This is a genomic window from Iamia sp. (genome assembly GCF_035575815.1).
Taxonomy (GTDB): Bacteria; Actinomycetota; Acidimicrobiia; order Acidimicrobiales; family Iamiaceae; genus Iamia.
On the sequence record NZ_DATLXO010000195.1, the window covers coordinates 1 to 18,525 of the forward strand.

General features: G+C 72.7%; 22 protein-coding genes and 3 pseudogenes. 17 read left to right on the forward strand and 8 right to left on the reverse strand.

The annotated features are described in order from the left end of the window. A partial coding sequence (locus VNL12_RS19630) for a glycerol-3-phosphate dehydrogenase/oxidase (protein WP_325596891.1) occupies nucleotides 1–1,211 on the reverse strand: 1,211 nt, incomplete at its 3' end. 167 nt (nucleotides 1,212–1,378) lie between these two features. On the opposite strand from VNL12_RS19630, the gene VNL12_RS19635 reads away from it, so the two are divergent. The 8 genes from VNL12_RS19635 to trpD all read left to right on the forward strand — a co-directional run bounded on the left by VNL12_RS19635 (nucleotide 1,379) and on the right by trpD (nucleotide 6,111). Further along, nucleotides 1,379–2,044: an NAD(P)H-binding protein gene (locus VNL12_RS19635; RefSeq protein WP_325596893.1), complete on the forward strand. Its 666-nt coding sequence runs from the start codon at nucleotides 1,379–1,381 to the stop codon at nucleotides 2,042–2,044. Nucleotides 2,045–2,117: 73 nt separating this feature from the next. After that, nucleotides 2,118–2,549: a Fur family transcriptional regulator gene (locus VNL12_RS19640; protein ID WP_325596895.1), complete on the forward strand. Its 432-nt coding sequence runs from the start codon at nucleotides 2,118–2,120 to the stop codon at nucleotides 2,547–2,549. 80 nt (nucleotides 2,550–2,629) lie between these two features. Then, a complete protein-coding gene (locus VNL12_RS19645) occupies nucleotides 2,630–3,058 on the forward strand; it encodes a rubrerythrin family protein (protein WP_325596897.1) in 429 nt (142 codons plus the stop codon). Nucleotides 3,059–3,187: 129 nt separating this feature from the next. Beyond that, nucleotides 3,188–3,796 (forward strand): DUF3501 family protein, encoded by a 609-nt coding sequence (locus tag VNL12_RS19650; protein WP_325596898.1) that lies wholly within the window; start codon nucleotides 3,188–3,190, stop codon nucleotides 3,794–3,796. A 216-nt stretch (nucleotides 3,797–4,012) separates the two neighbouring features. Then, a complete protein-coding gene (locus VNL12_RS19655; protein ID WP_325596900.1) occupies nucleotides 4,013–4,249 on the forward strand; it encodes a WhiB family transcriptional regulator in 237 nt (78 codons plus the stop codon). A 10-nt stretch (nucleotides 4,250–4,259) separates the two neighbouring features. Beyond that, nucleotides 4,260–4,784, forward strand: coding sequence for a GNAT family N-acetyltransferase (locus VNL12_RS19660; RefSeq protein ID WP_325596902.1), 525 nt, complete (start codon nucleotides 4,260–4,262; stop codon nucleotides 4,782–4,784). A gap of 80 nt (nucleotides 4,785–4,864) precedes the next feature. Further along, entirely contained in the window at nucleotides 4,865–5,014 is a 150-nt protein-coding gene (locus tag VNL12_RS19665; RefSeq protein ID WP_325596904.1) for a hypothetical protein, read from the forward strand. 11 nt (nucleotides 5,015–5,025) lie between these two features. Continuing rightward, a complete protein-coding gene (gene trpD, locus VNL12_RS19670; RefSeq protein WP_325596906.1) occupies nucleotides 5,026–6,111 on the forward strand; it encodes an anthranilate phosphoribosyltransferase in 1,086 nt (361 codons plus the stop codon). Between the two features lie 13 nt (nucleotides 6,112–6,124). Here trpD and VNL12_RS19675 read toward each other — a convergent pair whose 3' ends face one another. Next, nucleotides 6,125–6,421, reverse strand: a complete 297-nt coding sequence (locus VNL12_RS19675) for a hypothetical protein (RefSeq protein ID WP_325596908.1) — start codon at nucleotides 6,419–6,421, stop codon at nucleotides 6,125–6,127. A gap of 130 nt (nucleotides 6,422–6,551) precedes the next feature. Between VNL12_RS19675 and VNL12_RS19680 the strand changes: the two genes are divergently transcribed. The 5 genes and pseudogenes from VNL12_RS19680 to VNL12_RS21085 form a co-directional block, all read left to right on the forward strand. Beyond that, entirely contained in the window at nucleotides 6,552–6,800 is a 249-nt protein-coding gene (locus tag VNL12_RS19680) for a hypothetical protein (protein WP_325596909.1), read from the forward strand. Further along, complete coding sequence (locus tag VNL12_RS19685) at nucleotides 6,797–7,201, forward strand: hypothetical protein (RefSeq protein WP_325596911.1); 405 nt, start codon at nucleotides 6,797–6,799, stop codon at nucleotides 7,199–7,201. Before VNL12_RS19680 ends, VNL12_RS19685 begins: the two co-directional genes overlap by 4 nt. Nucleotides 7,202–7,362: 161 nt before the next feature. Continuing rightward, a pseudogene (locus VNL12_RS21080) lies at nucleotides 7,363–7,461 on the forward strand (citrate synthase); the annotation flags it as partial. Between the two features lie 55 nt (nucleotides 7,462–7,516). Continuing rightward, entirely contained in the window at nucleotides 7,517–8,143 is a 627-nt protein-coding gene (locus tag VNL12_RS19690) for a GNAT family N-acetyltransferase (protein WP_325596913.1), read from the forward strand. A 102-nt stretch (nucleotides 8,144–8,245) separates the two neighbouring features. Next, nucleotides 8,246–8,380: pseudogene (locus VNL12_RS21085) on the forward strand (VOC family protein); the annotation flags it as partial. A gap of 599 nt (nucleotides 8,381–8,979) precedes the next feature. On the opposite strand, the gene VNL12_RS19695 reads toward VNL12_RS21085, so the two are convergent. Both VNL12_RS19695 and VNL12_RS19700 read right to left on the reverse strand, forming a co-directional pair. Further along, complete coding sequence (locus VNL12_RS19695) at nucleotides 8,980–9,588, reverse strand: hypothetical protein (RefSeq protein ID WP_325596915.1); 609 nt, start codon at nucleotides 9,586–9,588, stop codon at nucleotides 8,980–8,982. A gap of 9 nt (nucleotides 9,589–9,597) precedes the next feature. Beyond that, a complete protein-coding gene (locus VNL12_RS19700; RefSeq protein ID WP_325596917.1) occupies nucleotides 9,598–11,379 on the reverse strand; it encodes a DEDD exonuclease domain-containing protein in 1,782 nt (593 codons plus the stop codon). A 90-nt stretch (nucleotides 11,380–11,469) separates the two neighbouring features. On the opposite strand from VNL12_RS19700, the gene VNL12_RS19705 reads away from it, so the two are divergent. Beyond that, complete coding sequence (locus VNL12_RS19705) at nucleotides 11,470–11,697, forward strand: hypothetical protein (RefSeq protein ID WP_325596919.1); 228 nt, start codon at nucleotides 11,470–11,472, stop codon at nucleotides 11,695–11,697. Nucleotides 11,698–11,713: 16 nt separating this feature from the next. Beyond that, nucleotides 11,714–13,171, forward strand: a complete 1,458-nt coding sequence (locus VNL12_RS19710; RefSeq protein WP_325596921.1) for an NYN domain-containing protein — start codon at nucleotides 11,714–11,716, stop codon at nucleotides 13,169–13,171. A gap of 78 nt (nucleotides 13,172–13,249) precedes the next feature. Here the strand turns inward: VNL12_RS19710 and VNL12_RS19715 are convergent, their stop codons facing one another. Together VNL12_RS19715 and VNL12_RS19720 are read right to left on the reverse strand one after the other, a co-directional pair. Then, the gene (locus tag VNL12_RS19715) at nucleotides 13,250–14,857 is read right to left on the reverse strand and encodes an alpha/beta hydrolase (RefSeq protein WP_325596923.1); all 1,608 of its coding nucleotides are present in this window, start codon (nucleotides 14,855–14,857) and stop codon (nucleotides 13,250–13,252) included. A 131-nt stretch (nucleotides 14,858–14,988) separates the two neighbouring features. After that, complete coding sequence (locus VNL12_RS19720) at nucleotides 14,989–15,318, reverse strand: rhodanese-like domain-containing protein (protein WP_349257890.1); 330 nt, start codon at nucleotides 15,316–15,318, stop codon at nucleotides 14,989–14,991. Between VNL12_RS19720 and VNL12_RS19725 the strand changes: the two genes are divergently transcribed. After that, nucleotides 15,311–15,451, forward strand: a complete 141-nt coding sequence (locus VNL12_RS19725) for a hypothetical protein (RefSeq protein WP_325596925.1) — start codon at nucleotides 15,311–15,313, stop codon at nucleotides 15,449–15,451. The two genes, VNL12_RS19720 and VNL12_RS19725, sit on opposite strands and share 8 nt — an antisense overlap. 80 nt (nucleotides 15,452–15,531) lie before the next feature. Next, nucleotides 15,532–16,773 carry an acyl-CoA dehydrogenase family protein gene (locus tag VNL12_RS19730; protein ID WP_325596927.1) on the forward strand — a complete coding sequence of 414 codons (1,242 nt, stop codon included), beginning with the start codon at nucleotides 15,532–15,534 and terminating at the stop codon, nucleotides 16,771–16,773. Between the two features lie 177 nt (nucleotides 16,774–16,950). On the opposite strand, the pseudogene VNL12_RS19735 reads toward VNL12_RS19730, so the two are convergent. Together VNL12_RS19735 and VNL12_RS19740 are read right to left on the reverse strand one after the other, a co-directional pair. Continuing rightward, nucleotides 16,951–17,766, reverse strand: a pseudogene (locus VNL12_RS19735) (ABC transporter permease). Beyond that, nucleotides 17,763–18,467 (reverse strand): ATP-binding cassette domain-containing protein, encoded by a 705-nt coding sequence (locus VNL12_RS19740; protein ID WP_325596929.1) that lies wholly within the window; start codon nucleotides 18,465–18,467, stop codon nucleotides 17,763–17,765. The pseudogene VNL12_RS19735 and the gene VNL12_RS19740 overlap by 4 nt, the downstream one beginning before the upstream one ends. Nucleotides 18,468–18,525 lie beyond the last annotated feature (58 nt).

Sequence of the window (18,525 nt, forward strand, 5' to 3'; positions counted from 1 at the left end):
GGCTGGTCGCCGGGCAGCGTGGCGACGACCGCGTCGATGGCATCGGCGGCCATCTCGCGGTAGGTCGTGAGCTTGCCGCCGGTGACCGACACCACGCCCGAGGGCGACGGCGCCACCTGGTGGCGGCGCGAGAGGTCGGCCGTGCGGCCCGAGGTGACCGACTTCACCAGCGGCCGCAACCCGGCCCACGTGCCGACGACGTCGGCTTCGGTGATGGTGCCGGTGATGGCCCCGTTGATGGCCTTGAGCAGGTAGGCCACGTCCGCGGCGGTGCAGTGGGCGTCGTCGATCGGACCGGAGTAGTCGGTGTCGGTGGTGCCGATGTAGGTCAGGTCGCCCCACGGCACGACGAACACCGAGCGCTTGTCGCCCGGCACCGGCACCACGGCGGCGATGTCGTTGCGCACCAGGTCCCAGGGCACGGTGATGTGCACGCCCTTGGCGGGGCGGATCGAGTCGGGGTGGGTGCCCTCGTCGAGCGCCCGCACGTCGTCGGCCCACACGCCGCCCGCGTTGACCACCGCCCGGCACCGGATCGTGAGCTCCCGGCCGTCGGCGTTGACCCGGGCGGCGGTGACCCGACCGGTGGCGTCCTTGTCCAGGCCCACCAGGCGGGCGCCGTTGGCGACCGCGGCGCCGTGGTCGATCGCGGCGGTCCGGGCCAGGGCGAGGGTGAGGCGGGCGTCGTCGGCCTGGGCGTCGTAGTAGAGGTACGACGCGGCCAGGCGGTCGGCGCGCAACGTCGGCATGTGGGCGACGGCCTCCTCGGCGGAGATCCGCTCGTGGCGCTTGCCGATGCGCAGGCCGCCGGTCAGGTCATAGGCCCACATGGCCGAGCCGAGGGCGCGCGACAGCTTGGAGTTCAGCATTCCGCCCTTGCCGGTGAACATCGGGATGAGGAAGGGGAGGACCGAGACGAGGTGGGGCGCGTTGCGCAGGAGGCGCTGGCGCTCGTGGAGCGCCTCGTAGACGAGGCGGACCTCGCCCTGCTGTAGGTAGCGGAGGCCGCCGTGCACCAGCTTGGAGGACTTCGACGAGGTGCCCGAGGCGAAGTCGTCACGCTCGATGAGCCCCGTGCGGAGCCCCCGCGAGGCGGCGTCGAGGGCACAGCCGGCGCCGGTCACACCGCCCCCCACGACCAGCACGTCGACGCCGTCGTCGGCCAGGCGGCGCAGGGCGTCGGCACGGTCGAACCAGCCCGGTCCGATCACCGGCGGAGTTCACAGAGGGGGAGGGCGCGCATAGGCGGGGGATCCTACGGCGGACCGTCGTGGGCCTCCCACCCGGAGCCCACCCGCCCGGCCGACCCCTGCCGCGGCCCGATGCCTGCCGAGAGCCGCACGTGGCACCCGCCGATCCCGCTCCTACCCTCGGACCCATGATCGTCGCCATCATCGGAGGACACGGCCAGATCGCCCGCCGCCTGTCCCGCCTGCTCGTCACCCGTGACCACGAGGTGCGGGCTCTGGTCCGCAACCCCGACCACATCGACGACGTGGTGGCCGACGGCGCCGCGGGCGTGGTCTGCGACATCGAGGACGAGGCCACCGACGTGGCCGCCGCCCTCGACGGCGCCGACGCGGTGGTCTTCGCCGCCGGAGCCGGGCCCGGCAGCGGCGCCGAGCGCAAGGTCAGCGTTGACCAGCGGGGGGTGGAGCGCACCGTCGCCGCGGCCGCCGCGGTCGGGCTCCGGCGCTACGTGGTGGTCAGCTCGATGGGCGCCGATGACCCGCCGTCCGATGACGAGGTCTTCAGCGTGTACCTGCGGGCCAAGGCCGCCGCCGATGCCGCCGCCCTGGCCTCGGGCCTCGACGTCACCATCGTCCGCCCCGGCGGGCTCACCGATGACCCGGGCACCGGGCACGTCACCGTGGGGCTCCACGTGCCTCGCGGCGAGGTACCACGCGGCGACGTCGCCGCCGTCCTGGCGCACGTGCTCACCGACTCCCGCGCCATCGGCCACGTCGTCGAGGTGGTGGGGGGACCGACGCCGATCCCCGAGGCCGTGGCCGAGCTCGCGGCCCTGCCCCCCGGCCACCGCTGAGCCCGCCCACCCTGCAGCGAGTGTTGGACAACAACGGTTGTCATCGAGCAGGGAGGGCGGTAGGTTCGACGCAGTGAAGTCCCCCGACGAGCTCACCGACCTGTTCCGCCAGCGAGGCCTCAAGGTCACGCCCCAGCGGCAGTGCATCTTCGGCGTGCTGCACGACAGTGCAGTGCACCCCACGGCCGAGGCGGTCCACGCCGAGGTGGTGAGCCAGATGCCCACCGTGTCGCTGCGCACCGTGTACCAGACCCTGAACGACCTGGCCGCCATGGGCGAGCTCGTGTCGCTCGACCTCGGCACCGGCTCCACCCGCTTCGATCCCACCCTCGCCCCGCACCACCACATGGTGTGCGACGGGTGCGGCGCCGTTCGCGACCTCTACGCCGACTTCGGCGAGGTCGCCGTTCCCGCGGGCGGCGAGGGCGGCTTCACCGTCACGACCACCGAGATCGTCTTCCGGGGCTATTGCGAGCACTGCTCGCCGGCGGCCGACCACGGCTGACGACGACGGCGAGACCCGGGCCCACGGGCCCACCGCACCGCGCCGCGGTCGGATCCACACCAACACAGGAGTACTGCACCATGGCTGAGCTCAAGGGCACCCAGACCGAAGAGAACCTCAAGGAAGCCTTCGCCGGCGAGAGCCAGGCGAACCGTCGCTACCTCTACTTCGCCCAGAAGGCCGACATCGAGGGCCACCCCGACGTCGCCGCGCTGTTCCGCTCGGTCGCCGAGGGCGAGACGGGCCACGCGTTCGGTCACTTCGACTTCCTCGCCGAGGTCGGCGACCCCGCCACCGGTGAGCCCGTCGGTGGCACCGACGAGAACCTGAAGTCGGCCATCGCCGGCGAGACCTACGAGTACACCCAGATGTACCCGGGCTTCGCCAAGACCGCTCGCGAGGAGGGCTTCGAGGAGGTCGCCGAGTGGCTCGAGACCCTCGCCCGCGCCGAGAAGAGCCACGCCGGTCGCTTCGAGCAGGGCCTCGAGTCGCTGGCGACGCTCACCTGAGGCTCACCGGGGGACGGCCCCCCGTCCTCTGCCCCTGACCGTTCGATCCACCTCCGCCCGGACCCGCGCTGCGGGCCCGGGCGGGGCGACGGTCTTGCCCCTCCTGCGCCCTCGCAGCAAAGGACCACCATGTCCAAGCTGACCATCGACGACATCACCGAGATCCGCGCCTATGAGCGCGAGCGCGACGACTTCCGCCGCCACGTGATCGCCCTGAAGAAGCGGCGGCGCATCACCGTGGGGCCCTTCGTGACCCTGCTGTTCGAGAACCGCGACACCATCCGCTTCCAGATCCAGGAGATGGCCCGGGTCGAGCGGATCTCCTCCGACGAGGGCATCCAGGCCGAGCTCGACACCTACAACCCGCTCATCCCCGAGCCCGGGCAGCTCGCGGCGACGCTCTTCATCGAGCTGACCGACGAGTACGCCATGCTCGAGTGGCTACCGCTGCTGGTGGGCATCGAGACGGCGATCGAGCTGCACCTGGGCGAGGGCGACGCGACCACGGTGGTGCGCTGCCAGGTCGATCCCGACCACCAGCGCCAGCTCACGCGCGACGAGGTCACCGCCGCGGTGCACTACGTGCACTTCACCCTGACCCCCGAGCAGGTCGCACAGGTCCAGGGCGGGCCGGTGCGTGCTGTGGTCAACCACGAGAAGTACCCGCATGAGACCGAGCTGCTGCCCGAGTCCCGAGCCGAGCTCGTCGCGGACCTCACCGGTTCGCCCCCCGCCTGAACCACGGCCCCGACCGGGAGGCCGATCCCGAGGGACCGCCTCGTCCTCGTCAGAACACGTCAGTGCGTGGCGACCTCCCCGCCACGTCGCCGGAAGGAACCGGCGGTGTCATCTGGACATGCGGCCTGGGCCACGGCGATACTCGCTCCTTCCCGCCCGACCGGACCCCGCGCGGCTCCCGCCCGGGGCCGAGAGAGACGCACAGTGAGCGATCCGATGAGCACCCCACCGTGGCGCCGCCAGGCCGCCTGCAAGGGACTCGACCCGTCGATCTTCTACCCGGCCGACGACGAGGACGAGTGCCTCGACGCCAAGGCCGTGTGCGCCCAGTGCCCGGTTGTGGACCTCTGTCTCGAGCACGCCCTCGGCGTGCGCGAGAAGGTGGGCATCTGGGGCGGGTGCACCGAGCGAGAGCGCCGGCGGATCATCCGCCAGCGGCGCCGGACGGCCTGAGGGCGACAGCGTGACCGGGCCGGTCGGGTCGCAGGGGGCAGAGATCATCATCCGACGCATCGGCCCCGACGACGGCGCGCACCTGCGCCGGGTCCGCCTCGACGCCATCGCGGACAGCCCCGGCGCCTTCACCACCAACCTGGCGGCCGCCGAGGCCCGGCCCGGCGAGGCGTGGACCCGGGTCGCCGAGGCCCACAGCGTCGCCGATGACCAGGGCACCTGGTTCGCGGAGGTCGAGGGCGACACCGCGGGCATGGTGAGCGCCTTTCGCACCGACGACGGCGCCGCCACCCTGACATCGCTGTGGTCCGCCCCGGGGTTCCGCCAGATCGGCGTGGCCGACGCCCTGGTGACCCAGGTGCGCGACTGGGCCATGGGCACCGGTGCGGGCGAGCTGCGCCAGTGGCTGGTCGAGCGCAACGCCCACGCCCGGGCGTTCCACGACGCCCTCGGCTTCGAGCCCACCGGCACCGAGCGGCCGTATGAGCCGGCCCCCCACCTCCGGGAGGTCGAGCTCCGCCTGCCCCTGCCCTGAGCCCGCCCTGGTCTCGGCCCGGCCCCGATCGGCCATGGGGGCCGAGAACCTCGGGAACCTTCGGTCACTCGACGATGTCCATGCGGGCGACGGAGGGCCTGGACGAGCAGAGCGCCGGGGTCGAGGCTCCCGTCGACGGTGACGACGGGGAGGCCGAGGTCATCATGCGGTCACGGGCCAGCGGTGGCGTCTCACCGCGACAGAACCGGTACACCGGCCGGGTGCTCTAGGTTCGGACGCCATGTCGGAGCCGGTCCCGGACCCCACCGCCACCCCTCCGCTGGCGGAGCTGGGCGGGTGGCCGCAGGTGCTCGGGGCGCTCACCGGGCGGCGGGACCTGACGCCGGTCGAGGCGCGGGCGGCCATGGCCGAGATCCTCTCCGGTGCTGCCACCTCGGCCCAGATCGCGGCGTTCATCGTGGCCCTGCGCATGAAGGGCGAGACCACCAGCGAGATGGGCGGGCTGCTCGACGCCATGCTCGCAGCGTCGGAGGTCGTGCCCCTGCCGTCGGTCGACGGGGTCGTCGACATCGTCGGCACCGGCGGCGACCGCAGCCACTCGATCAACGTGTCGACCATCGCCGCCCTCGTCGTCGCCGGCGCCGGTGGGCGGGTCTGCAAGCACGGCAACCGGGCCGCGTCCTCATCCTGCGGCTCGGCCGACCTGCTCGAGGCCCTGGGCGTGGTCATCGACCTGGGCCCCGAGGGCGTGGCCCGGTGCGTGGCCGAGGCGGGCATCGGGTTCTGCTTCGCCCCGCGGTTCCACGCCTCGATGCGCCACGCCGGGCCGACCCGCCGGGAGCTGGGCGTGCCGACGGTGTTCAACATCCTCGGACCGCTGGCCAACCCGGCCCGGGTGCGCCGCTACGTCGTCGGCGTCGGCGACCCGACCATGGCCGAGCGCATGGCCGAGGTCCTCCTCGACCACGGTGCCGAGCGGGCCTTCGTCGTGCACGGTGGCGACGGCCTCGACGAGATCACCATCACCACCACGTCCAACGTGATCGAGGTGGTCGACGGCCAGGTCCGTCCCCTCACGGTCGACCCCCGGACCTACGACCTGGGCCCGGCCCGCATCGAAGATCTGCGCGGCGGCGACCCGGCCACCAACGCCCGCCTCGCCCGCGCCGTGCTGGCCGGCGACGCCGGACCCCACCGCGACATCGTGGTGCTCAACGCCGCGGCCGGGCTGGTCGCCGCCGGTGAGGTGCCCGACTACTCCGCTGGCGTCGCCGCCGCCCGCGCTGCGCTGGACTCCGGCGCCGCGTCCGACGCCCTCGACCGGCTGGTCACCAGCTCGGTCGCGGCCCGCACCGACGACCTCTGAGGGCGCCGGGCGGTCACATGCACACCTCGGGCTCGGCGTTGGTCGGGACGTAGGTGGCGATCACCTCGCCCCCGGCGATCGAGTACTTGATGAGGTCGTCCTCGACGAGGGTGACGAAGCCGAAGATCGCCTGCTGGGCGATGGGCCAGTCGTCGGATCCGCCCTCGCCGGCTCCCGTATCGACCTCGGGCCCGTCGTCGAAGCGCCGCCAGGTGTGCCCGTTCACCTCGTAGAGCTGATCCATCCCGCAATGGATGTAGAGGGGGTAGCCGTAGCGCTCGCCGGGCGGGTACGGAGCAGCACTGGACATCACGAGAGCGATCTCCTGACCTGCGGCCCTTCGAGGGACGTGACGCACCCCGGCACGCTCATCTCCTTGTCAGCCCCACAGAGGTCGATAGGCGATATGGAGGCGATGTTCGGCTGATAGCGTGCCCGGCATGGCGACGCAGAAGGTTTCGGTCACGCTCGAGGCGGAGGCCATCGAGCACGCTCGGCAGGTTGCGGGCCCCCGAGGGCTGTCGTCCTATTTGGACGCAGCTCTGAGCGAGAAGCTCGATCGCGACGCTCGACATCGCGCCTTCCTCGAGTACCTGGAGGAGCGGGAGGCGGCCGATCCCACGCCCCAGCACGTCAGGGATCGCGCCACCCGCCGAGCGGCGCAGCTTCAGGACCGCTCGGCGCAGTGACAGATCCCGTCGTCGTTCTCGACGCAGGGGTGATCGACCGGGCGACGACGAACCAGGAGTTCCGCTGGGTGCTGCACGACCTCGTGAGTCAGGGTTGGACGCCGGTGATCCCGACGGTCGTGTTGGCCGAGGCGATCACCGGCCGACCGGCCGACGCACCGGTCAACCAGGTGATCAACCGTCTCGGGACGGTCGACACCGATCCGGCGTTGGCTCGGCACGCCGGCATCCTGCGCTTCGCGGTGGAGCGGTCCGGCGGGCGGCGGATCCCGGGCGGGATCGATGCCATCGTTGCCGCCCATGCCGCCGCCGCGGGAAGCGGTCTGGTCTTCACCACCGACCCGTCGGATCTGCGCCGGCTCTTGGCCGATGATCCCGGGGTCCGGGTCGAGAAGCCGTGACGTCACGTCCGACTCCCGCCAGACAGAAGCAGGCCAGGTCCGGCACGGGCACGCCGGCATCGAGGGCTCGGAGCCGGGACCGGCGGGGCGGTCCTGCGGTGAGCCGTGACCAGAGGCGAGCGGCGACCGGCGCGTCGGGTCCAGGGTCGACGCTGAGGTGCGCCCAGGCCCTCGAACAGGCGGACGACGGGCGCATCATCCGACCCAGCTCCCGCTACATCGGCCCACCGGCTCCGCCGCAGCCTGTCCCACCGGCGTAGGACACCCACCGGGCTTCTCGAAGGGCTGCGTCGGCGGCCGGTACGGTCGCGGTCAGTGCCCGACGTCCGAGCTGCCACCCGTGACGACATCGAGCTCCTGGCGCGCATCGCGGCGGCCGGGTTCCACGACGACCCCGTGTTCAAGTGGGTCTTCCCCGATCCGGCCGCCCGGCTCCCGCAGCTCCGCCTGGTCTTCGGGAGCATGGCGCGCGACATGCTGCCGGACGGGGGAGTGGTGCACCTCGTCGACGACGCCTGCGCCGCGTGCTGGCGGACGCCCGACCACCAGCACGGCCGCACGGCCGGCGACCGGGTTCAGGACGAGGGCAGCGGCGATGCGGCGGGCAGCCCCTTCCCGGACGACGTCCTCGAGCGCCTCGGGATCTTGGGCTTCGCCATGGTGGAGGCGCACCCGCACGAGCCCCACTGGTACCTGAACGTGGTGAGCACCTTCCCGGAGCGCCAGGGCCAAGGCCTCGGCTCCCGGGTCCTGCGACCGGTGCTGACCATGTGCGATGACGACGTCCAGCCGGCCTACCTCGAGTCCACCAACCCGAGGAACATGTCGCTCTACCGACGCCACGGCTTCGAGGAGACGGGGCGGATCGACCTGCCCGACGGCCCGTCGCTGCACCAGATGTGGCGGCTGCCCGGCTCGCAGTCTTCGCGCCGGCACCGATGAGTTCCCGGGCGCCGAGCGGTCGAAGGTCATGACTGCATCCGCCTTCCTGAAGGAGCCTCCCGTGCCGCAGCGTGACTCACCCCCCTCGGTGCCCCCTGTTGGATCGACCTCCTGACCTCTGATCCGGATCGCACCCGAGCGTTCTACGGCCAGCTGTTCGGCTGGACGTCCGAAGAGGCCGGCGACGACTACGGCGGCTACATCAACTTCGCCAAGGATGAGCGGCTCGTCGCCGGCTGACCAGATCGAAGACGCTGAACACAACAGGCGCACCGCGATCGAACACGATCATGACCCTCTGCACACTGCACACCCCACCGTCGCCGCCCACGGCGGAGAGGTTGTGGTCCCGGCCAGGCGATCGCGGCCGGCACCCATCGACACCGATCGCTACGGGGGCTCCTGGTCGCCGAATCGGCCAGGGACTGGCCGGCGGTGTTCGCCGTCGACGCGTCGACCTGGGACCGCTGCGACGCCGAGACCAGCCCTGAACGGGGCTTCTACTAGTCGGCGTCCAAGCACTCCGCCGGTCAGTCGATCACCGCCGGCTGGTCCTATCAGTGGATCACCAGCTCGACTTTCGACTGGGCCCCGGACTCCTGGGACCGCACCCGTTGACGCCCAGCGCATCACCCCGCATGAAGACGCCACCACCGCAACAGTCGACCAGCTCGCCCGCCTCGTCGAACGCCTCGGAGATGACGGCCCGGTCCCGATGTTCGTCTTCGACGCCCCGCTTGCGGTGGTGGCTTGGGCGAGGCGGATGCTGTCGGAGCGTGTCAGATCGCAACGACTCGGCCAGGTCGGTCAGCTCGTGTCCAAAGCTCGCATGAGGGTCAGCCGCCGGGTTGGGCGCGGGGATCGGCGAGGCGGTCGGGGACGGCGTAGGGGCTCACGCGCCGCACTCCGGCCGCCGCCTCGATGTCGGTCACCTCGGTGCGGGCCTCCTCCAGCACCTCGAGCTGGTGGGCCAGGTCGTCGAGGGTCGAGCGTTGACCGTCCGCGCGCAGCGGGGCCTGCGACTGGGCGGCGTGGAGGGAGATCTGCGACGCGACCTGCTCCACGCGCTGCACCTGGAGGGCGAGGGGGGCGAGGCGCAGGCGCCGGTCCTTGCCGGTGAGGTGCGAGATGACCACCAGGTGCGAGTCGATGGCCACCGCCTCCTGCTCGAGCTCGGCGGAGAGGTCGGCCAGGCGCTCGGCGGAGGGCGCCGAGGCGGACGCGGCCCGGGCCACCGCCACCGCGGCGCGCAGGCGCCGGTGGAGGCGGGCGGCGGCGCCCGGCTGACCGAGCCAGGTGAGAGGTGCGGGGGACGCCAGGGTGGGACTGACCCGGTTGCGCCTGGCCAGCGCCCGGGCTCCGAGGAGCACGGCGGCGCGAACGATGAGGAAGGACACGAGCCCCATGGCGAGGACCACGAGGAGGAAGGTACCCAGTGCGTCCACACCGAGAGGTTACCGGCGCCCAGCGACGCCCGACAGGGCGGCGGCCCGGGTCGGGCTCGACCAGCGCCCGTCGCCGCGGTCGCCTCGTCGGTCATGGTCCCGGTCCCGGTCGATGGGCGCAACGGGACGGCGCCGGGCGGTGAAGTCCGGCAGCGGCGGCCAGCTCGACGCCAAGCCGCCGGTGCTCGACTCGATCCGCACCCGACCCGCGGCGCGGTCGAGCCACGCCGCCACGCACAGCAGCTCGGCGGCGAGCGCATCGGAGGGTGCGGGCCCGGGCTCGACGGCCGGCGGAGGGACGCCGGTCACCATGTCGAGGGCGCGGACCTGGCCGTCTGACCCCCAGGCCGCGACCAGCACCCCCGCGTCGAGGACCGCTCCCGCGCCGCCGGGGAGGGCCAGCTCGGTGCGCCCACTGGCCCGCAGGGCATCGATGCGGCGCCCCCGGCGGAGGGTCGTGGCGATGGCGGCGGCCCGGTCGCGCACGTCGCCGGCCTCCTCGTAGCGCTCGGCGGCGGCCAGCGCGTCCATGCGCTCGGCCAGCGGCGAGAGCAGCAGGTCGGGGCGGCTGCGCCACCCGGTCCGGACGGTGTCGACGACCCCGGCGTAGATCTCGGGGTCGAGGTCGCCCCCACAGGGGCAGAGGGCCCGTCCGAGCTGGGCGGCCGCGCACGGGGCCCCACGACGGCCGGGCGCGCCCGTGCAGTGCCGGATCGGCAGCGCCGTCTGGATCGCCTCCACCACGTGGGCCGCAGCCCGATGGGAGGCGAAGGGGCCGAAGTAGTCGGCACCGTCGGGGCGCACCACGCGCACGACCGAGAGGCGGGGAAACGCCTCGGCGGTGAGCTTCACCCACGTCCGGCTGCCGCGGGCCCGGCCCTGGCGGTTGAAGCGAGGGTCGAGGGCCCGGATGAGGCGCAGCTCGAGGACCGACGCCTCCAGCGTGCTGGAGCACACGATGGTGTCGACCGCCTCGACCTCGCGGAGGAGCTGGCCGACCTTGCGCCGCTCGTCGCTCGAGAAGTACGAGCGCACCCGCGACCGGAGGTCGGTGGCCTTGCCCACGTAGAGCACCCGCCCGTGACGATCTCGGAAGCGGTACACCCCCGGGGCGCGGGGGAGGTTGCGGGTCAGGACCAGCTTGGCGGCCTGCGGGTGCGCGGCCATCTTCGGCAGTGCGATCAGGTCATCGAGGCCGAGGACGCCCAGGCCGGCGGCCCGCTCGAGCAACAGGTGCAACAGGTCGCCGGTGGCCAGGGCGTCGTCGAGGGCCCGGTGCGAGGGCTGGTGGGCGAGGCCGAAGCACTCCGCCAGGGTGCCGAGCCGGCAGTTGGGCACCTCGTCGCGCACCAGGCGTCGGGCCAGCGCGCAGGTGTCGACCGACCGGTTGGCGAAGCGGGCCCGGCCGTGGTTCTCCAGCGCCGCGTTGAGGAACCCCAGGTCGTAGCGGACGTTGTGACCCACGATGACCGCGTCGCCGACGAACTCGAGCAGGGCGGCGAGCACGGGACCGAGTCGGGGCGCGGGGAAGACCATGCTGTCGGTGATGCCGGTGAGCACCGTGATCCGCGGTGGGATGGGCAGGCCGGGGTTCACGAGGGTCTGGAAGGTGCCCTCGCACGCTCCGCCCCGCAGCTTGACCGCGCCGATCTCCGTGATGCCCCCGTCGGTGGCCCGGCCTCCGGTGGTCTCGATGTCGATCACGCAGAACGTGACCTGGTGCAGCGGGGTGCCCAGGTCGTCGAAGCTGGCCTGACCTGGTCTCGTCGCATCGCTCGTCCGTGCGGCCACGGTGCGCGACGGTAGACGAACAGGTGTTTGGTGTCAACGGTCCGGAACCCGGAGGCCTCGGCCGACCGTCGCCGTCGGTACGATGCGGCCGTGGCTGACGTGACCTCCTCGACGGGGCGGCGGTACCGGTGCACCTCGTGTGGCAACCTCACCCGCTTCGACGTCACCGCGACCCGGCGCACCCGCTCCTTCCACCACTACACGGTGGGCGGTGAGCTCACGGTCGAGCGCGCCGAGCTGCTCGCCGAGGACGTGGAGTCCGTCGAGTGCACCTGGTGCGGCCCGACCGGGAACGTCCAGCCCCTCACCGGCGCCTAGGACGGGACGTTTCGCGATGCCGGGATCGGCGGGGACGACCACGGCCCGCACCGACCTGCTGCGTGCCATCCTGGAGCTGGCCGCGGACGTCGCCCGCGTTGGTGACCCCGCTGCCGTCCCCCCGCCGCTGCGGCCGTACGTGCGCATGGCCAAGCGGGTTCCTCGGGCCCTGGTCGCCGCGGACCGCGCCGGTGACGACGACGACTTCCGAGCGCTCGTCGCCACCCTCGTCGGACCCGAGGACCTGAACCCGGCGGAGCAGCTGTGGCTGGGGCGGCCCGAGGGGTGGGAGGAGGCCCTCGACGCGCTGGTGGCCGACCACGCGACCGCAACCGAGGAGGCCGACGCCCGCCGCCGGCTCGACCGCGACCGCCGGGCCCGGGTCACGGCCGAGTCGGCGCGCGACGCAGCCCTCACCGAAGCCGCCGACCTCCGGGCCGAGGTGCAGGCCCTGCGCGCCGCGACCGAGGCCGACGCCGCCCGGGCGCACCAGGACGCGGTGCGCATCGAGGCGCTGGCCGCCGAGAGGGCAACCGCGGTGCGCTCGCTGAAGACCTTCGAGGCGGCTCACCAGCGTCTCCACCGCGACATGCGTTCCCTGCGGGACGAGGTGCGGGACCGTCCCGGTCCTGCGCCCGGCGCGACCGAGGAGGGGTCCGCGGCCCCGGCGTCAGCCATGGTCGATCCGACGTCGACGCCGGTCGCTTCGGCCCCGGCGCCGGACGCTGTCGATGCACCGCCCTCGCCCACGCCCGCCGTGGTCGATCCCCCCGAGCCGAGCGCGGGGGCCCCGGTGGCGCCCGTGGTCGACGGCTCGCCGCTCGACCGGGCTGCGGTCGCAGCGGCGGTTGATCGATCGAGCCGGGCCGCCGCCGCCCTCGCCGCGTCGCTGGCCGAGGTGGCCGCCCTCGTCGCGGAACCCACCCTCGGAGCCGGCGCGCCGAGTTCGTCGTCTTCCACGACCGTCCCGCCTCCGGTGCCCGGGGCCCCAACCCGTCCCCGCCGCCGGGCGCGGGAGGGAGGGACTCGCCGGGTCGCCCCTCTGCCGGGCGGCGTGCACGACGACTCGGCCGAGGCTGCGGCCCACCTGGTGCGCCTGCCCCGGGCCGCGCTGCTCGTCGACGGCTACAACATCACCATGGCCACCTGGCCGGGTCAGCCGATCAGCGACCAACGCCAGCGTCTGGTGGCCGCCCTCGACGGGCTCGAGGCTCGCTGCGGCATCGACACCACGGTGGTCTTCGACGGCGTCGAGGAAGGCGTCGGCCGGGGCCCGGCCGGCTCCCGCCGCCTGCGAGTGCAGTTCACCGCCGAGGGCATCGAGGCCGACGACGTGATCCTCGACCTCGTCGACGGCCTGCCTGAGGATCGCCCCGTGGTGGTGGCCTCCGACGACGGTCGGGTGCGCGCCGGCGCCCGGGCGCGAGGCGCCAACGTCGTGGGCATCGACCAGCTCCGGTCGTTGCTCGGCTGAGCCGTGCCGGCGCGCGCCGGGGAGCACGGCGCGCGACCCGCGGGCCCCTGAGCCGCGAGCGGCTGTCCGGCTCGGGCGTCAGGCCTCGCAGCGAAGCCCGGCGGGGGGGACGGTGCCGTCGACCAGGTAGGCGGTCACCGGCTCGTCGATGCAGTCCGAGAGCGACCGGTAGGCGGTGTGCTCCTCGCCCACGTAGGTCACGAGCACCGAACCCTCGATGATGCGCTGGGCGTCCTCGGACTGCTCATAGGGGGTGGCCGGGTCCCTGGTCGATCCGATCAGCACCACCGGCGGGGCGCCGGCGATGGCGCCGGGCTCCAGCGGGCGGAGCGGGTCGACGGCCTCGGGCGTCCCCCAGCATCCGGGGTTGCCGGTCCCGAACCACGCGCCCCAGAACGGGAGCTCGACGGCCCACTCCTCGGCGTAGGAGAGGTCGCCCTCGGGCTGCTCGGAGCGGGCCTCCTGGTCGGCGCAGCGGATCGCGCTGCGGGCATCGATGTCGTCGTTCCAGGTGCCGTCGGGCTCGCGCCCGAGGTAGGAGTCGCGCAGGGCGAGGAGCGTCCGGCCCATCGGCGGGTCGGCCAGGGCCTCGGACAGGCCCCGGTCGAGCTGGGGCCAGTCCGCGGTCGAGTACAGCGTGGAGACCACGGCGATGTAGAGCTCCCCGGGCCCGACGGTGCCCTCGCGGTCGACCGGGTCCGGCGTGTCCAGCGCGTAGGAGGCGGGGATCCGCTCGGCCTCGAGCCGGTCGACGAGGTCGAGCAGCGTCTGCTTGGGAGCGGCGCCGAGCGGGCAGTCGGGTCGCTCGGCGCAGCCGTCGAGGTACACGCCGAGGGTGCGCTCGAAGCCACGGGCCTGGGTGAGGGTGTCCTCGATGGGATCAACGCCGGGCACCGAGACGCCGTCGAGCACCATCGCCCGCACCCGACCGGGGTAGAGGCGCAGGTACTCCATGCCGATGGTGGTTCCGTAGCTGTAGCCCACGTAGGAGAGGCCCTCGTCACCGAGGGCGCCGCGCAGGGCATCGAGGTCGCGCACCGTGGCCCGGGTGCCGACGAGGCCCAGCAGGTCACCGACCTCGCGGTCGCAGACCTCGGCGCCGGCCTCCGCCTCGGCCCGGATGGCGTCGATGTCGGCCTGGTCGTCGGGCGTCGGGTCGAGGTCGGGCTCCAGCAGCTCCTCGTCGGTGGTGCAGTCGACGCGCTCGGAGCGGCCCGTGCCCCGCGGGTCCCACGCCACCAGGTCGAAGCGCTCGTCGAGGCCGTCGGGCAGACCGGCGGAACTGAAGCTCCGGAGGAAGTCGATCCCCGAGCCGCCCGGGCCGCCCGGGTTGAACACCAGCGAGCCCACGCGCTCGCCCGTCGCCACCTGGCGGATCACCGCCAGCTCGAGCGTCTCGCCGGCGACCTCGGCCCAGTCGCGCGGCACCGTCAGGGTGGCGCACTCGAAGTCGGCCCGGCACGGCTCCCATGCGCTGAGCGTGGCGTGGACCGCCGGGTCGGCGGGGCCGATGGGGTCCTCCGACCCACTCGTCGCGGACCCGCCGCCCGGCCCGCGGTCCGGGGACGAGGTGGGAACCGCTTTGCGTACCACCCGGGCGTCGGGCTCCGCGCTGCTGCACGCGGCCAGGAGCAAGACGAAGGCCAGGACGGCGACGACCGTCGGGCGACGGGAGAGGCGCAGCACGAAGCGCCATCGTGGCAGGTCGTTCCCCTCGACCCCCGTCACGCCCCCGGTGGGCGACCCCGACCCGCGGCGAACTGGTCACCGATCTGGTGGCGGGGGGGGCACCGAGCGCGGGACCAGTTCGAGGGGGCTCAGGCGGCGTCGGAGGGGACCGGTTGGCCGTGCTCGACGGGGAAGCCCTCGGCCCGCCAGGCGTCGATCCCACCGATCATCTCCTTCACCGGGCGGCCGAGCTCGGCGATGCGGGCCGCGCCCTTGGCGGCGGCGTTGCACGCCGGGCCCCAGCAGTAGGTGACGAGCAGGGCACGGGCCGGGAGGGAGGCCAGAGCGGCGGCGTCGATGGTGGCGTGCGGGAGGCTCACGGCGCCCGGGATGTGGCCGGCGGCGTAGGCCTCGGGCGACCGGGTGCTGCACTGCGACCACACGACGGGCGAGGACTGCATGGTGGTGCGGGTGCGCACCACCTCGATGCGACGCCTCGAGGAGCTGGTCGGCGCCATCGGCGCCTTCGGCGCCACCACCACGTCGATGGTGTTCTCCTCCAGCGTCCGCGACCGCCCGATCGACCGGGCCATCGTCGACCCCGCCCGCTGACGTCAGAGCCGGCGACTAGACCGGTCGGTCAAGTCCGCCCTACCGTGGGCCCGTCAACCGGCGAACGAAGGCGAGTCTCGGTGTACGAGTGGAGCGACGAGCACGAGATGGTCCGGGGCGCGGTGCGCCAGTTCATCGACAAGGAGATCCGACCGCGGATCGACGAGTTCGAGCACGGCGACACGCCGCCCTACGACGTGCTCCGCAAGCTGTTCCGCGACTTCGGCATGGACGCAGCCGCCCGGGAGCGCTTCGCGAAGCAGATGGACTTCGAGAAGGCCGTCGCCGCCGCGGTGGAGGCGGGGGAGACCCCGCCCGAGAAGCCGTCGCGCGACGGTGACGGCGGGGCCTCGTCGCTCACGCTCATCCCCATCATCGAGCTGTGCCGGGTCTGCCCCGGCATGGTCACCGCCATGGGCGTGTCGATGGGCCTCACCTCGGCCGCCATCTCCAGCAAGGGCACCATCGCCCAGAAGGAGCGCTGGATCCCTGAGCTGCTCACCCTCGAGAAGATCGGCGCCTGGGCCATCACCGAGCCCGGTTCGGGCTCCGACGCCTTCGGCTCGATGAAGGCCACGGCCCGCCGCGATGGTGACGAGTATGTGCTGAACGGGTCCAAGACCTTCATCACCAACGGCCCCTACGCAGACACGATCGTGTACATCTGCAAGCTGGACGAGGGCAACGACCCCACCGAGCGCAAGATCCTCTCCTTCGTCCTCGACAAGGGGACGCCAGGCCTCGAGCAGTCGAAGCCGCTGCGGAAGATGGGGATGCACTCCTCGCCGACCGGTGAGCTGTTCCTCGATGACGTGCGCGTCGGCCCCGACCGCCTCATCGGCGAGACCGAGGACGTGGCCAAGGGCGGCCGCGAGGGCGCCAAGGCCACGTTCATGCAGGAGCGCTCCGGCGTGGCCGCCATGGCCCTCGGGATGATCGAGGAGTGCCTCGACCTCTCCGTCGCCTACGCCAAGGACCGGGTCCAGTTCGGCCAACCCATCGGCCAGTTCCAGCTCATCCAGGACAAGTTGGCCCGCATGGAGGTCGCTCGGCTGAACGTCGAGAACCTGGTGTTCCGCACCATCGAGATGTCGGCCGCGGGGCGCAGCATGACCCTCGCCGAGGCCTCGGCCATGAAGCTCTACTCGGCTCGGGCCGCCACCGAGGTCGCCCTCGAAGCGGTGCAGCTCTTCGGCGGCAACGGCTACATGAGCGAGTTCCGCGTCGAGCAGCTCGCCCGCGACGCCAAGGTCCTCCAGATCTACGCCGGCACCGATGAGATCCAGATCACTCACATCGCCAAGGATCTCCTGCGTCGGTAGTCGTTGGGGTCGGAGCGGGTGCCGGCGTCGATCGGCGGCTGCGCCGCGGATTCGAGCTGTGCTGGTCTGGTCGCCCTGCGGGCTCCGGGCCGGCACCGACGAGATCCAGATCACCCACATCGCCAAGGACCTCCTGCGTCGGTAGTCGTCGGGGGCGGGAAGGTCCGGTCGTCGTCCTCAAGGCCCGGGGCGCCAGAGCCACCGGGTGCTCTGTCGGCGGGGAGCTCCGGGGAGCTCCAGGCGGTGATCCGCGGTGACGAGTCGGCGAGAGACCCCTCGACCGACGACCACGGCGGTGATGGTGACCGAACCGAGGATGAGGAACATCACGACGGTCTGGGCGAGGACGGCTTGGACGGGATCGACACCGGCAAGGAGCAGGCCGGTCATCGTGCCCGGGAGGGCGATGAGGCCGACGATCTTGGTCTGCTCGATCTGCGGGGTGACCGAGGTGCGCAGGGCGTCACTGAGGTGCGGTCACACGGCGGTGGAGCCCCGTTGTCCGAGCGAGAGCCGGACGTCGATCTGGTCGCGGTGCTCACGGATCTCGGTGAGGGTCCGGCGCGCCGCGAGAACGGTGGCGCCGATGGCGTTGCCCATGATCATCCCTGCGGTCGGGACGAGGGTGCGGGGTTCGAGCGGGAAGATGCCCAGGCCGAACACGACGAGCAGGCTGACCGCCTCGGCGGCGCCGAGTGAGACGAGAGCGATCGTGAAGGTGCCCGGGACCGCTCGGGCCCGGGATGCGACCGTGATGGCGCCGATGACCACCATGGCGACGACCCACAACCACGAGTAGAGCAGGGGTGCCCCGTCGGCGAGGACCAGGCCGAGGCCGGCACCGATGACCAGCATCTGGGCCAGTGATCGGGCGCAGGCCCAGAGGATCGATCGTTCGAGGCCCAGGTGCTCTCGCATCGACAAGATGATCGCGACGGCCACCAGGACCAGCGAGGCAGCCACCCCGGTGGCGCCGACGTCGACACGGTTCACTGCGCGTCGCCCGAGATGAAGCGCTCGATGGCGGGGGAGGGGGCGCTGAGCACATCATCGAGGTGGCCCTGCTGGGCGATGACGCCGTCGATCACGAAGACCGCGTGGTGGGCCAGGCGACGGAGCTGGCCCATGTCATGGGTCACCCACGCGCTGGGGATGCCGTCGATGGCGAGCTGGGCCACGAGCGCTTCGATGTCGTTGGTGGCGGACGGGTCGAGGGCGCTGGTCGGCTCGTCGAAGAGCACGAACCGGGGGTTGGTGAGCAGCGTGCGGGCCAGGCCCATCCGCTGCGCCTCGCCACCGGAGAGCTCGTCGGCGGACCGGGTGGCGAACCCGTCCAGGCCGACCCGCACCAACCCGAGGTCGATCTCGTCGTCGGTGGCGGTCGGTCGGGCCACGCGGAGGTTGTCGGCGACGGTGCCCGGCAGCGGGGTCGGGCGCTGGAACACCATGCCGACCTCACGGCGCAGGCGCAGCGGATCGACCTGATCGATGGCGCGGCCCGTGAACCGGACCGTGCCGGTGGTCGCGGTGTCGAGGTGGTTGCACAACCGGAGCAAGGTTGTCTTGCCCGAGCCCGACGGTCCGGCGATCACGGTGACCAGGTGATCGGGGATGTAGCCGGTGAGGCCGTCGAGCGCTCGTCGCCCCGCCTTGTCGACCACCACGTCGTCGAAGTCGAAGAGGTGCCCGTCCACCCCGGTACCATACCCGTACGTGTGCATGTATGTGCAGGTGTAGTTGCGTCAGCGCCGT